At 61.3% G+C, this 14,208-nt stretch carries 13 protein-coding genes; 3 read left to right on the forward strand and 10 right to left on the reverse strand.

Annotated elements, in window-relative coordinates; genetic code table 11:
- Positions 1–201: 201 nt before the first annotated feature.
- Positions 202–1,524: a Na+/H+ antiporter family protein gene (locus tag BN1129_RS11700; RefSeq protein WP_042036704.1), complete on the reverse strand. Its 1,323-nt coding sequence runs from the start codon at positions 1,522–1,524 to the stop codon at positions 202–204.
- Between the two features lie 262 nt (positions 1,525–1,786).
- Entirely contained in the window at positions 1,787–2,452 is a 666-nt protein-coding gene (rnt, locus tag BN1129_RS11705) for a ribonuclease T (RefSeq protein ID WP_042036706.1), read from the reverse strand.
- A gap of 452 nt (positions 2,453–2,904) precedes the next feature.
- Here rnt and BN1129_RS11710 point away from each other — a divergent pair, with 452 nt between their 5' ends.
- Positions 2,905–3,780 (forward strand): flagellar protein MotY, encoded by an 876-nt coding sequence (locus BN1129_RS11710; RefSeq protein WP_181364610.1) that lies wholly within the window; start codon positions 2,905–2,907, stop codon positions 3,778–3,780.
- 72 nt (positions 3,781–3,852) lie between these two features.
- On the opposite strand, the gene gloA is transcribed toward BN1129_RS11710, so the two are convergent.
- The 8 genes from gloA to rsxA all read right to left on the reverse strand — a co-directional run bounded on the left by gloA (position 3,853) and on the right by rsxA (position 11,637).
- On the reverse strand, positions 3,853–4,266 hold the full coding sequence (gene gloA, locus BN1129_RS11715) for a lactoylglutathione lyase (RefSeq protein WP_042036707.1): 414 nt from the start codon (positions 4,264–4,266) through the stop codon (positions 3,853–3,855).
- A 102-nt stretch (positions 4,267–4,368) separates the two neighbouring features.
- Positions 4,369–5,010 (reverse strand): endonuclease III, encoded by a 642-nt coding sequence (gene nth, locus BN1129_RS11720; RefSeq protein ID WP_042036710.1) that lies wholly within the window; start codon positions 5,008–5,010, stop codon positions 4,369–4,371.
- 14 nt (positions 5,011–5,024) lie between these two features.
- Positions 5,025–5,783 carry an electron transport complex subunit E gene (locus tag BN1129_RS11725; RefSeq protein ID WP_042036711.1) on the reverse strand — a complete coding sequence of 253 codons (759 nt, stop codon included), beginning with the start codon at positions 5,781–5,783 and terminating at the stop codon, positions 5,025–5,027.
- Between the two features lie 16 nt (positions 5,784–5,799).
- Positions 5,800–6,432 (reverse strand): electron transport complex subunit RsxG, encoded by a 633-nt coding sequence (gene rsxG / locus BN1129_RS11730; RefSeq protein ID WP_042036712.1) that lies wholly within the window; start codon positions 6,430–6,432, stop codon positions 5,800–5,802.
- Positions 6,433–6,555: 123 nt separating this feature from the next.
- The gene (gene rsxD, locus BN1129_RS11735; protein ID WP_042036714.1) at positions 6,556–7,608 is read right to left on the reverse strand and encodes an electron transport complex subunit RsxD; all 1,053 of its coding nucleotides are present in this window, start codon (positions 7,606–7,608) and stop codon (positions 6,556–6,558) included.
- Between the two features lie 3 nt (positions 7,609–7,611).
- The gene (rsxC, locus tag BN1129_RS11740) at positions 7,612–10,473 is read right to left on the reverse strand and encodes an electron transport complex subunit RsxC (RefSeq protein ID WP_042036717.1); all 2,862 of its coding nucleotides are present in this window, start codon (positions 10,471–10,473) and stop codon (positions 7,612–7,614) included.
- A 14-nt stretch (positions 10,474–10,487) separates the two neighbouring features.
- On the reverse strand, positions 10,488–11,051 hold the full coding sequence (gene rsxB, locus BN1129_RS11745) for an electron transport complex subunit RsxB (RefSeq protein WP_042036721.1): 564 nt from the start codon (positions 11,049–11,051) through the stop codon (positions 10,488–10,490).
- A gap of 4 nt (positions 11,052–11,055) precedes the next feature.
- Positions 11,056–11,637 (reverse strand): electron transport complex subunit RsxA, encoded by a 582-nt coding sequence (rsxA, locus tag BN1129_RS11750; RefSeq protein WP_042036724.1) that lies wholly within the window; start codon positions 11,635–11,637, stop codon positions 11,056–11,058.
- A 112-nt stretch (positions 11,638–11,749) separates the two neighbouring features.
- Between rsxA and BN1129_RS11755 the strand changes: the two genes are divergently transcribed.
- Both BN1129_RS11755 and fabV read left to right on the forward strand, forming a co-directional pair.
- Entirely contained in the window at positions 11,750–12,646 is an 897-nt protein-coding gene (locus tag BN1129_RS11755; protein ID WP_042036726.1) for a DMT family transporter, read from the forward strand.
- A 225-nt stretch (positions 12,647–12,871) separates the two neighbouring features.
- Positions 12,872–14,065, forward strand: coding sequence for an enoyl-ACP reductase FabV (gene fabV / locus BN1129_RS11760; protein WP_042036728.1), 1,194 nt, complete (start codon positions 12,872–12,874; stop codon positions 14,063–14,065).
- The last annotated feature ends 143 nt before the right edge of the window (positions 14,066–14,208 follow it).

Genomic DNA, 14,208 nt, shown 5'->3' on the forward strand with positions numbered 1-14,208 from the left:
TCTGCCTCTGCCTCTGCCTCGCCAGCAGACGGCTGTGACACCCAGGCCAGACCATATGGTTGTTATCCTGATACAAGCTAGCGCCTGCCAGCAGGATACCCGTGTCAAGCCCCGGCTGGAGGACGGGTCGCACATGATGGACAACAAAAAGGCGACCCTGAGGTCGCCTTTTGCGTGTCTGCATCTATCTTGTCCGATGGCTCAGAGCACCATGGCGGCAATCCAGCCGAAGAGGATGAGCGGGATGTTGTAGTGGATGAAGGTGGGCACCACGCTGTCCCAGATATGGTCGTGCTGGCCGTCGGCGTTGAGGCCGGAGGTGGGGCCGAGCGTCGAATCGGAGGCGGGGGAGCCCGCATCCCCCAGTGCGCCGGCCGTACCGACCAGGGCTATGATGGCCATGGGCGAGAAGCCGAGGTGGATGCACAGCGGCACATAGATGGTGGCTATGATGGGCACGGTGGAGAAAGAGGAGCCTATCCCTATGGTGATCAAGAGGCCAACCAGCAACATCAGGAAGGCGGCGAGGCCCTTCTGATCCCCGATCACCGCGGAGACGGACTGCACCAGGCTCTCCACCCCGTGGGTCGCCTTCATCACGGCGGCGAAGCCGGCGGCCGAAATCATGATGAAGCCGATGAGGGACATCATGCGCACGCCTTGGGTGAAGGCGTCCTGACTCTCGCGAAACTTGATGACCCCTCCGCAGGTGAAGATGACAAAACCGGCCAGCGCCCCCAGCACTATGCTGTTGGTCATCAACTGCAGCCCCAGGGCCACGCCGATGGCCAGCAGGGCCACCCAGATGTGGTTGAGGTTGAGCTCGACGGATTCGGGTTCGGCGGCCAGGATCTTGCCCATGTCATACTGGCGTGGCTTGCGGTAGCTGATGAAGACAGCGATCAAGAGACCGATGAACATGCCCAGTACCGGAATGGCCATCGCCAGTGGCAGCTGGCCGTGCTCGACCGGCACGCCGTTGTCGATCAGGTTCTTGGCCAGGATGTTATTGAGGAAGATGCCGCCAAAACCGACCGGCAACAGCATATAGGTCGCAGTCAGGCCGAAGGTGATGACGCAGGCCACCTGACGGCGGTCGATCTGCATCTGGGCCATGACGTGCAGCAGCGGCGGGATCAGAATAGGAATGAAGGCGATGTGGACCGGGATCAGGTTCTGGGAGGAGATGGAGACCGCCAACACTGAGGTGAGCAGCAGGCTCTTGACCCAGAGGATGCGAGAACTGCTGGCATCCTTGCCCAATTGGCTGATCACCTTGCGGGCCAGCAGGTCGGTGATCCCTGAGCGGGAGATGGCGACCGCAAAGGCCCCCAGCATGGCATAGGAGAGGGCGATTTCGGCGCCGCCACCCAGACCACCGGTAAAGGTGCTGAGGGTCTCCTGCAGTGAGAGTCCACCGATCAGGCCGCCGACGATGGCGCCGATGGAGAGGGAGACCACCACATTGATCCGCAGCAGGCTGAGCACCAGCATCAGCGCAACCGCGATAACAACAGGATTCATTTGATTTCCTTATGGATTGTGTAGCTGTCTGTCATGTAAAAGGCCGTTAGTTTGCGAAAAATGTGACAAATGTCGAGTAAAAAATCAGGCAAAATGCCTATTGGCAGCATTCCCGGCTGACCCGGGGGGCCAAGGTGGGCGTGGGGGTGAAAAACGGCTTTGTATGGCCCTGATTTCGCTATTCTGGTCAAACCAGATTGATCTCGCCAACCTAATAGAAGAAGGCTGCCAGGGCAGCCTTCTTGCTTATTGCTCGTGCCGGTTATTCGCTCGCGTCGTCGGCGGCGGGGGCATCATCCGGATGGGCCGGTGGCCAGCCACCCAGGCTCTTCCAGCGGTTGACGATGTGACAGAACAGCTCGGTGGTGCGTTCTGTGTCATACAGGGCGGAGTGCGCCTCTTTATTATCAAACGGGATGCGGGCGCTCTGACACGCTTTGGCCAGTACGGTTTGTCCCAGTGCCAGACCGGAGAGGGCGGCGGTATCGAAAGTGGCAAACGGGTGGAACGGATTGCGCTTGAGGCCGGCGCGCTCGGCGGCGGCCATCACGAAGCCGTGATCGAAGGTGGCGTTGTGGGCCACTATGATGGCGCGGCCACAGTCGTGCTCCTTCATCCCCTTGCGAATGCCCTTGAAAATCTCGGTCAGCGCTTCTCTCTCGCTGACGGCACCGCGTAGTGGATTGAAAGGATCTATGCCGGTGAACTCCAGCGCCGCCTTCTCCAGGTTGGCGCCTTCGAATGGCTCGACGTGAAAATGAAAGATCTGGTCGGGCAGAAGCCAGCCATCCTCATCCATCTTGAGGGTATAGGCGGCGATTTCCAGCAAGGCGTCGGTTCTGGCATTGAACCCGGCGGTTTCAACATCGATGACGACGGGGTAAAAGCCACGAAAACGGCCCTTGAGGGTGTGAACAGCGTCGGTCATGGTATCTCGGTCGGCGTGAAATGAGGCGGCATTATGGCAAAAAAGCCGGCCCTTGTCCCTCATCCGCAACCATGAGACAGGTGTCTGATTCTATTATCGACACGCGGGCTTATCATTGACCACGTCAGGGAGCGCGATGAAGACGCTGGGAGTGGCGCACAAGATGTTGCCGGTGGTCTGCCAGCCGTTGCTGGCTTTGCGGTTTTACGATGGCGACGCAGGTGCAACCGCTACCTCACCGACGACATACACTCCCCGTGATAACCATACGCGAGGTGTACGAAGCCCATAGTCTGTACTCGGACACCTTACAGCAGAGCAGCGCCGAGCGGGATCTGCTGGCTTGCCAGTTTCAAGTTGATGGCGCGTTCTGCCCCTCACTGAGTGGTTTGCCCTAAAGCTTGTTTTGTCCTTGCCGATACCTAACGTGAGATCGTGTGGAGGGCAGGCAGTTGAACGCTTGGATGTTAGGGTTGGTCAGCATATCCGTGAGTATGCAGTTACAGGCGGGCGTTACCGAGTTTGGTGCCGGCCTGGATCAATCCGTCTGGCGCCTGACCTCGGACACGCAAGTGGAGTGCCGCCTCGAACACCCCATTCCCAACTGGGGTACGGGAGCCTTCGTCAGCCGGGCCAGCCGCCGGATCAATCTGGATTTTGAACTCAAGGGGCTGCGCCAGCAGGCCCGGACCCAGACGGTCAGTCTGGGGATCATGCCACCAGTCTGGCGACCCGGCATCGCCGGACGGGAAGTGAGCCAGCTGCGCTTCTACCAGCAGTTCGATGGCCTGGTGGAGGGGCAGACCGCCTGGACCATGCTGGACGAGCTTGAGGGGGGGCGCATGCCGACCTTCCAGTATCGCGATTGGTATCGCCAGAATCGACCGGTGCGGGTGTCGCTCTCCTCGGTCAACTTCCGGGTCAAGTATCAGGCGTTCGTGGATTGCCTGAACAGCCTGCTGCCATACAGTTTCAATGACATCGCCTTCAGCGTGCTCACCTATGACAAGAACAGCGACGAGCTGTCGCTGGCCTCCAAACGGCGGTTGGCGATGATCGGTGAGTATGTGAAGGTCGACAAGAGTATCGATGTGGTGGTGATCGACGCCTACAGCGACAGCTATGGCGGTCGCTGGCCGAACCAGAAACTCTCCGAGAAGCGGGCCGATGCCATCAAGAAGGTGTTCGTGGATCTGGGTATCGAACCCGGCAAGATCTCGGTAGAGGGGCATGGCGAGAAGCGGCACGTCGCCTCTAACGAAACCGAAGGTGGCCGCGCCAAGAACCGGCGCGTGGTGATCAACATGGGGCGCAATGGCGCCATCTGATGGGCGGTGACCCTTCAATGAAAAAGAGCGCTGTGGCGCTCTTTTTTATGGGGATCTTGTCCTGGCGATGCCTTAGAGGCTGTCACCCAGGCCTGTGCCTGTGTCTTTCTTGGCGATCAGTTCAATTTTGTAACCATCCGGATCTTCCACGAAGGCAATGACGGTTTTGCCGCCCTTGACCGGGCCCGGCTCGCGGGTGATCTTGGCGCCGGCGGCACGCAGCGCATCGCAGGTGCCATAGATATCGTCTGCTTCCAGCGCAATATGGCCGTAGGCCGATCCCAGCTCATATTCGCTCACGCCCCAGTTGTAGGTGAGCTCGATGACGGACTCATCCTTCTCGTCGCCGTAACCGACGAAGGCCAGCGTGTACTTGTATTCGCTGTTCTCGCTCTTGCGCAACAGTTTCATCCCCAGTACTCGGGTGTAGAAGTCGATGGAGCGTTGCAGATCGCCGACGCGTAACATCGTATGCAGGATTCTCATGACTTGGCTCTCCAGATAGGATTTACGTTGTACTGATATTCGATAGAAGAAGGGAGAACCCGGATCGACTGATGTGGCCGCATGGTGTGCAGGACCGTGTGTTCAGCTCTCCGGGTAGACCTTTTCTTTGTACTCGCAAAGGTCCTCGATGATACAGGAACCACAGCGTGGTTTGCGAGCCAGACAGGTGTAACGGCCGTGCAGGATCAGCCAATGGTGCACGTCCAGCTTGAACTCGGCGGGCACCACTTTCAGCAGCTTCTCTTCCACCTGATCCACGTTCTTGCCCACCGCGAAGCCGGTGCGATTCGACACCCGAAAGATGTGGGTATCGACGGCGATGGTAGGCCAGCCAAAGGCGGTGTTGAGCACCACGTTGGCCGTCTTGCGACCGACCCCTGGCAGGGCTTCGAGCGCTTCGCGGTTTTCCGGTACCTCGCCGCCATGACGCTCCAGCAAGATGGCACAGGTTTTGATGACGTTCTCGGCCTTGGTGTTGAACAGGCCAATGGTCTTGATGTACTGCTTCACCCCGTCCACCCCTAGCGCTAGCATGGCGGCCGGGGTATTGGCCACCGGATAGAGCTTGTCGGTGGCCTTGTTGACGCTCACGTCAGTGGCCTGGGCCGACAACAGCACGGCGATCAGCAGCTCGAACGGCGAGTGAAAGTTGAGCTCTGTGGTGGGGTGGGGATTGTCGTCCCGCAGCAGCTCCAGGATCAGCCTGCGTTTCTGGTTGTTCATGGCTCTCTCTTGTCTCAGAGCTGGGTTGCGCGGGTGACCGCAGCCGGCACGTCGGCGTGTGCCTTGTCGGCAGCCTGCTTGCGGCCCAGCCAGTCGTTGATGGCGTTTTTGCCAGCGATCATCAGGCCCAGGCCGATGAAGCCGCCGGGAGGCAGGATCGCCAGCAGCAGGCTGGCGTCGGCGTGGAACAGTTCGATGCGCAAGGACTTGGCCCAATCCCCCAGCAGCAGATCGGCACCGTCGAACAGGGTGCCCATGCCGATGATCTCCCGCAGCCCCCCCAGCACCAGCAGCACCAGCGTAAAGCCCAGCCCCATCATGAAGCCGTCGAGGGTAGCCAGCAGGGGTGGGTTCTTGGAGGCATACGCCTCGGCCCGGCCTATGATGACGCAGTTGGTGACGATCAGGGCGATGAAGATGCCGAGCGCCTGATAGAGGCCATAGGTGTAGGCGTTCATCAACAGTTGCACGCTGGTCACCAGGGCGGCGATGATCATCACATAGACGGGAATGCGGATATCCTTGGGCACCAGGTTGCGCACCAGGGAGATGGTGAGGTTGGAGCTGACCAGCACCGCCATGGTGGCCAATCCCAGCCCCAGCGCATTGGTAAAGGTGGAGGAGACCGCCAGGGTGGGGCAGAGCCCCAGCACCTGCACCAGGGAGGGGTTGTTTTTCCACAGCCCTTGCAGCATCAGCTCCTTGAGCTCTTCACGACGGCCATTGCCCTCGCTGACCGGGCTCAGCCCGTCAATCACATCGACTTGTTCCATGGCTTGTGCTCCGGTGTTATGGGGTGGGGTCACAGGAGGGGGCATCCCGCAGCAATTCAGGGTGCTCCTGTTGTAACAGCAGCAGGTTCTTCACCGCCTTGACCACGGCGCGGGGGGTGATGGTGGCGCCGGTGAAGGCATCGAATTCACCGCCATCCTTCTTCACCGCCCAGCTTGCCTCGTTGTCGTGGTTGAGGAACTTGTCAGAAAAGCTGTTGATCCAGCTCGATTTCTTCAATTCTATCTTGTCACCAAGGCCCGGTGTCTCATTGTGGGCCAGCACCCGTACCGCACTGACGTTACCCTTGGCATCTGTGCCGACGATGAGACGAATGGCCCCACTGTAGCCGTCGGGGGCCACGGTTTCCAGCGCATAGCCGGTGATCTCGCCCCGCAGGGTCGCGGTGTAGAGCGGCATGGCCTGATCGCTGCCCAGATACCTCCTGCTCTGCACCTGCTTGCAACTGGCCACCAGATCATTGTCATAGCTCCCCTCCGGCAACAGGGCCGAGAGGGTGCGCAGCTTCTCCAGCTGCTGCTGATGGGCGATCCGGTCACGGGTCAGCTCGTTGGTCAGCACCACCACGGCGGTGCAGGCCAGGGCAAACAGCGCCAGGGTGACGCCATTTTTGCGCATGCTCTTTAACATTGGATCTTTCCTGAGAGTGGGGTTTGCGCCAGGGTCATGTACGACGTGCTCCATCTCCCCTGAGGCGTGTCAGGTGGTCGTTCGGCGTGGCCACGCAGAGGTGGGTTATCCGCAGAATGTTACTCATTTGCGGCGGGCTCCGTAGACCTTGGGGCGCGTCAGGCTGTCAATCAGCGGTACACAGAGGTTGGCCAGCAGCACGGCGAAGGCGAAGGCGTCCGGGTAGCCGCCAAAGCGACGGATGAGGTAGACCAGCACGCCGATCAGCACGCCGTAGACCAGACGTCCACGAGGGGTGGTGCTGGCGCTCACCGGATCGGTGGCGATGAAGAAGGCCCCCAGCATGGTGGCGCCGCTAAACAGATGGAACATGGGGGTGGCGGTGGCATCCGGCGTCATCAGATAACCCAGGGTTGCCGCCAGCAGCAAGGAGCCCAGAATAGCTCCCGGAATGCGCCAGTTGATGACTTTTTGTTGCAGCAGGAACAGGCCGCCCAACAGGTAGCCGAGGTTGACCCAGCTCCAGCCGATACCGCCCCAGCCCTCGAACACGGCGTGGGTCATCACCTCGCCAGCGGTGAGCCCCTGGGTCAGCCCGGTCTTCAAGGTATCGAGCGGGGTGGCCATGGTGAGGCCATCCACCCCTTGCTTGAGCTGCGCCATGCTGTAGCCGTCCAGGCTGAAGCCGGTGAAGATGACGGACACCGCATCGCCGAAGCCTATCCCATAGGCGGCTATGCCCGACGGCGGCAGCCAGCTGGTCATCTGTACCGGGAAGGAGACCAGCAGCAGCACATAGGCCACCATGGCCGGGTTGAACAGGTTTTGACCCAGCCCGCCGTAGAGGTGCTTGGCGATGATGATGGCAAAGGCGGTACCGAGCACCAGCATCCACCAGGGCAGCAGGGGAGGCAGGGAGAGGCCGATCAGCACGGCGGTCAGCGCCGCGCTGCCATCCATCAGGGCGGGCTTGATGGGACGGCGGCGCAACTTGAGCACCAATGCCTCTGCACCCAGCGCTGTGACCAGCGCCAGCAGGATCTGGATAAGGGAACCCCAGCCGAAGAACCAGATCTGGGCCAGCAGGCCGGGCAGGCAAGCCAGGATCACCAGCAACATCAGGGTTTGGGTCTGTTTGCGGTTATGGGCAAACGGCGCACTCGCGATATTGAACATGGATCAGTGGCTCTTGTCGGTCGATGAAGAAGGGGATGCCTGCAGCGCGGCGTCGGCAGCCAGCTTTCTGGCTTTGGCGCGGGCCACGGCGGCGGCAATGGCCGCTTTCTTGGGATCGGCGTCAGTAACGACCTGTACCTGTGCTGTGGCCTGACGGGTATCCGCGTCAGCGACGACACCTGCGTCAGGCTCGGCGACGTTTTCATCCGCAGCGTGCGCGGCCTTCTTGGCTTTGGCGCGGGCGATGGCGGCGGCAATGGCTGCCTTTTTGGGGTCGACCTCGGCCGGAGCCGGTGCGGGGTCGAGTCCTCGCTCGGGTTCGGTCGCAATCGGCTCGGGCGCGGTGGCGATGTTTTCCTCCACAGCATGCGCGGCTTTCTTGGCCTTGGCGCGCGCGATGGCGGCGGCAATGGCTGCCTTTTTGGGGTCGATCTCGGCCGGAGCCGGTGCGGGGTCGAGTCCCTGCTCGGGTTCGGTCGCAATCGACTCTGGCGCGGCGGCGATGTTTTCCTCCGCAGCGTGCGCGGCCTTCTTGGCCTTGGCGCGAGCGATGGCGGCGGCAATGGCTGCCTTTTTGGGGTCGACCTCGGCGGGAGCCGGTGCTGGGTCGAGTCCCTGCTCGGGTTCGGTTGCAATCGACTCTGGCGCGGTGGCGATGTTTTCCTCCACAGCATGCGCGGCTTTCTTGGCCTTGGCGCGAGCGATGGCGGCGGCAATGGCTGCTTTCTTGGGGTCGACCTCGGCCGGAGCCGGTGCGGGGTCGAGTCCCTGCTCGGGTTCGGTTGCAATCGGCTCGGGCGCGGCTGCGATGTTTTCCTCCGCAGCGTGCGCGGCCTTCTTGGCCTTGGCGCGAGCGATGGCGGCGGCAATGGCTGCTTTCTTGGGATCGACCTCGGCCGGAACCGGTGCGGGGTCGAGTCCCCGCTCGGGTTCGGTCGTAATCGACTCGGGCGCGGCGGCGATGTTTTCATCCGCAGCGTGCGTGGCCTTCTTGGCCTTGGCGCGAGCGATGGCGGCGGCAATGGCTGCCTTTTTGGGATCGGCCTCGGCGCTGGGTGTCGCCTCTGTGACAGGGGTAGCCGCAGCGGCCGATGTATCAGCGGTTGCTTCGTCAGGGGCGGTTTGAGCCGCCCTCTTGGCCTTGGCACGGGCCAAGGCTGCAGCGATGGCCGCTTTTTTCGGATCCGGCGCCTCTGGCGTGGGCGCAACGACGGCGGGCTCATCGCCGCTGGCCGCCTTGGCGGCGCGGCGGGCGAGGGCCTCCTGCTTGCGTGCTTCGCGGGCGGCCATCATGGCGCTGTTGTCGGGCTGCTCAGCCGCTGTGCTGGTGGTCGTCTCCTGCTTGGCCTTGATGCGGGCCAGGGCTGCGGCGACCGGGTCTTCGCCTCCAGCGGCTGTCATGGCCTGGCGGCGCTGGGCTGCCGCCTCGGCGTGACGAGCCTCGCGGGCGGCTTTTTCCCGCTCGAACCGGGCCTGCTTGGCCTCGAAACGCTGTTTGGCACGCTCGGCTTTTTCTGCCTCGGCACGCGCCTCGCGAATATCATCCTTGGCAATCTTGTAGTACTGCACCAGCGGGATCTCGCTCGGGCAGACCCAGGCGCAAGCGCCGCACTCGATACAGTCGAACAGACTGAGCGCTTCTGCCTTGTCGTATTCTTTGGCGCGGCTGTACCAATAGAGTTCCTGGGGCAGCAAAGTGGCCGGGCAGGCATCGGCACAGGCGCTGCAACGGATGCAGGCTTGCTCGGGGCCGGCGGGCGGCAGCTCGGCCCGGGTCGGGGAGAGCAGACAGTTGGTGGCCTTGACCACGGGGACCATGGCGTGGGGCAGGGTGAAACCCATCATGGGGCCCCCCATGATGACCCGTTGGTCCGCCTCGGGTTGCAGCTCGAAACGCTGCAACAGCCAGCGCACTGGTGTGCCCAGCAGTACCCAGGCGTTGCCCGGCTTCTTGAAGGCATCGCCGGTGAGGGTGACGATGCGGGAGATGAGCGGTTCGCCGTCGAGGATGGCGCGCTTGATGGCAAATACGGTGGCCACGTTGAGCACCATGATGCCCATGTCCACCGCCCGGCCTCCCTTGGGTACCTGACGGCCGGTAAGCAGCTCTATGGTCTGCTTGGCACCGCCCGAGGGGTACTTGGTCGGCACCGTCTTGACCAGCACATCCTCATCTGTGGCGTGACGGGTCAGCTCGCCGATGGCGGCGGGTTTGTTGTCTTCCACCCCGATCAGGGTCAGCTTGGGCTTGAGCAGATGCTTGAGCACCCGGATGCCGTCCATGATTTCGTCGGCATACTCCTGCATCAGTCGATCGTCGGTGCTGATATAGGGTTCGCACTCCAGCCCGTTGACGATGAGGATCTCGGTCAGCTGACCGCGACCGTCCAGCTTGCTGTGGGTCGGGAACACGGCGCCGCCGAGGCCCGCAATGCCGGCCTGCTGGATGCGTTCCAGCAGCTCGCCCCGCTCCAGATTCCAGTAGTCGCTGCGGCCCTGCCGCTCACCCCAGGCATCTTCCCCATCCGGGGTGAGCGTGATGCAGAGATCATCGAGGCCGGAGGGGTGCGCTACCGTGTGGTGGCCGATGGCCGTGATGGTGCCCGAGGTGGAGGCGTGCACCGGCACGATGCGCCCCTTGTCGTAGCGGGTCAGCGGCTGACCTTTTTTGACCTTGTCGCCGACCTGTACCAGCAGATCGCCAGACGGACCTGCATGCTGGCGCACCGGAATGATGAGCTGGGGCGGCAGACCCGCGTCCACCACCGGGGTCAGGCTGGATTGGTGCTTGTTCTCGGGAGGGTGAATGCCGCCGTGAAAATCCCACAGAGTGCCGGCTTTGATGCGTTCGAGCAGATGCTGCATGGTTACTCCGCTGTTTATTCCACTATCTTGACCGGAATGGCGACCTTGGCCAGATCCCACTTCCAGTTGTCGACCGTGGTCGGCACCGGGACCATCTCGATACAGTCGGTCGGGCAGGGATCGACACAGAGATCGCAGCCGGTGCACTCGTCGGTGATGACGGTGTGCATCGCCTTGGTGGCACCGACGATGGCATCGACCGGACAGGCCTGGATGCACTTGGTGCAGCCAATGCATTGATCTTCATGGATGAAGGCGACTTTCTTGACCGGGATCGCGGTCTCTGCACTGCCCAGCGGTTGGGGTTCTACCCCCATCAGATCCGCTATCTTGCGCATGGCGGCATCGCCACCGGGCACGCACTTGTTGATCTGATCGCCATTGGCCAGCGCCTCGGCATAAGGTTTGCAGCCAGGGTAGCCGCACTGGCCACACTGGGTCTGTGGCAACAGGGCATCGAGCTGATCGACGATGGGATCGGCTTCTACATGAAACTTGACGGCGGCAAAGCCCAGAATGATGCCGAAGGCCAGGGCCAGTAAAGCCAACACCAGAACGGCAAAGAGTATGTGAGTCATAGCGCTATATCTTGATAAGGCCGGTAAAGCCCATAAAGGCCAGCGACATCAGGCCGGCGGTGATCATGGCAATCGACACCCCGCGAAACGGAGTGGGAACGTCAGCTGCCACCAAGCGTTCACGCATGGCGGCAAACAGTATCAGTACCAGCGAGAAGCCTGCAGCTGCGCCAAACCCGTAGATGATGCTCTGAAGGAAGTTGTGACGCTCGTTGATGCTCAGCAGCGCCACGCCCAGCACGGCGCAGTTGGTGGTGATGAGCGGCAGGAAGATGCCAAGCAGGCGATAGAGGGTCGGGCTGCTCTTGCGGATAACCATCTCGGTGAACTGCACTACGACGGCGATCACAAGAATGAAAGCAAGGGTGCGCAGGTAGGCGATGTTCAGCGGGATCAGGATATAGTGTTCCATCAGATAGGAACTGGCGCTGGCCAGCGTCATCACGAAGGTGGTCGCCAGCCCCATGCCGACGGCGGTCTCCAGCTTGCCGGAGACGCCCATAAAGGGACACAGGCCGAGAAACTTCACCAGCACGAAGTTGTTAATCAGCACAGTACTGACCAATAAAAGCAGGTACTCAGTCATGGGAGATGGGTTATCCGGTTTGAAGGCGGCGGTATTATCTGATTTTAGGTCTCCTTAAACAACCGCAAGGCCGCATGGTTATTATTCAAATGGCCAATTTCATGGAGGAAATGTGCGCCCTTTACCCATTTTTACCCTGACCCTGGCAATGCTGCTCTGGTCCAGCTCCTTTATCGCCCTCAAGCACGTGTTGGGGATCTGGGGCTTCGGTCAGGTGCTGTTCATGCGGATGAGCGTGGCCGCGCTTTGCTGGCTGCTTTGCTACCGCTATCTGGGCAATTTCACCTATCAAAAAGGGGACTGGCGCTGGCTGGCCCTGATGGGGGGACTGGAGCCCTGCCTCTATTTCCTGCTGGAGGTGAATGCCCTGCGCTACACCAGTGCCGGGCAGGCGGGCATGGTTTGTGCCATGTTACCGCTCATCGTGGCCCTGGTTGCCTTTGTGCTGCTCAGGGAGCGGGTCAGTCGCCGCCAGTTGCTCGGGTTTGCCATCGCCATCGTCGGCATCGCCCTGCTGGGGCTGAGCAGCGGAGTGGACGAGTTTGCCCCCAACGCCCTGCTCGGTAATAGCCTGGAGATGGGGGCCATGCTGTGCGCCGCCATCTATGCCGTGGTATTCAAGAAGCTCTCCAGTCGTTACAGCGTGCTGACCCTGACCGCGTTGCAGGCTTTTATCGGTACCCTCTTCTTTGCCCCCTTCGCTTTCCGCGAGCCCTGGCCGACGGCCTGGGCCTGGCAGGACATGGTGGTCATCGTCTTCCTCGGTGCCTTTGTGACGCTCGGGGCCTACTTGCTTTACAACTGGTCGGTGACCCAGGTCAAGGTGACGCTGGCGGCGGCCTATGTGAACCTCATCCCGGTGTTTACCCTGTTGCTGGCTTATCTGCTGCTCGGTGAAACCCTGACGTCGCTGCAGTGGCTTGCCTGTGGCGCCGTTCTGCTGGGTATTGCTGTTGGGCAACTGCCTGCTCGGCGCAAGGTACGCGAGCCTGTTATCGCCGACAGCTGATCTGTCCCCCGCTACCGGGACGCGCTGGTGCTTTTGGCGGCCAGTTGCTGCACTTCGTCCGCCACCACGGCAAAGCCGCGCCCCGGGGCCAGCCCGGTTTTGGCCGTGCGGGGCCGTGAATCTGTTCATTTTCCCCGCAGTTCAACACATCAGAGCACCCTATCACGGCAAGATGAGGTATCTTATGCACCGATTTCATCCATTTAACGGATCCGAGACCCCTATATGATTATCAAACCCAAGGTTCGCGGCTTTATCTGCACCACCACTCACCCGGTTGGCTGTGAGGCCAATGTTCGTCGCCAGATCGCTTACACCCAAGAGCAGGGCATGATTGCCAATGGCCCCAAGCGGGTGCTGGTGATAGGCGCCTCCACCGGTTATGGTCTGGCCTCCCGGATTGCCACTGCCTTTGGTAGCGGCGCTGCCACCATTGGCGTCTTCTTCGAAAAGCCGAGCAGCGAGACCAAGACGGGCTCCGCCGGTTGGTACAACTCAGCCGCCTTCGACAAGGCCGCCAAAGAGGCGGGTTTGTATGCGAAAAGCGTCAACGGCGATGCCTTCTCCAACGAGTGCCGCGCCAAGGTGATCGAGCTCATCAAGGCCGATCTGGGTCAAATTGATCTGGTGGTCTACTCCCTGGCCTCACCAGTGCGCAAGATGCCACAAACCGGTGAAGTCGTGCGTTCTGCCCTCAAACCGATCGGTGAGGTCTATACCACCACCGCCATCGATACCAACAAGGATCAGATCATCACCGCCACCGTCGAGCCGGCGAACGAGGAAGAGATCCAGAACACCATCACCGTCATGGGCGGTCAGGATTGGGAGCTGTGGATGGCTGCCCTGCGTGACGCGGGTGTGCTGGCCGACGGCGCCAAGTCCGTCGCTTACTCCTACATCGGCACCGATCTGACCTGGCCCATCTACTGGCATGGCACTCTGGGCCGCGCCAAGGAAGATCTGGACCGCGCCGCTACCGCCATCCGTGGCGATCTGGCTGCCAAGGGCGGCACCGCCCACGTGGCCGTGCTGAAATCCGTGGTGACTCAGGCCTCTTCCGCCATTCCGGTGATGCCGCTCTATATCTCCATGGCCTTCAAGATCATGAAAGAGAAGGGCATTCACGAGGGCTGCATGGAGCAGGTGGATCGCATGATGCGCACCCGTCTCTATGGGGAGGCGCTGGTACTGGACGAGCAGGCCCGCATCCGTATGGATGACTGGGAACTGCGTGATGACGTGCAGCAGACCTGCCGCGATCTGTGGCCCTCCATCACCAGCGAGAATCTCTCCGACCTGACCGACTACACCGGCTACAAGCAGGAGTTCCTGCGCCTGTTCGGTTTCGGTCTGGCCGAGGTGGATTACGAGGCGGATGTCAACCCGAACGTGACATTCGACGTAGTCGAGCTCTGATCCTGACGCAAGCGAAAACAGGGCCCCCTCTTTGGAAAAAGAGGGGGCTTTTTTTATCAACGCAATGGTGTGGCGGTGGCGTGGTTGCCTCGCACTATGGTCGTGAGAGGGATAGCGCCACATTGGTTGCCATCATCATGGCG

Origin of the sequence: Aeromonas popoffii, from assembly GCF_000820025.1 — a bacterium.
Lineage (GTDB): Bacteria > Pseudomonadota > Gammaproteobacteria > Enterobacterales > Aeromonadaceae > Aeromonas > Aeromonas popoffii.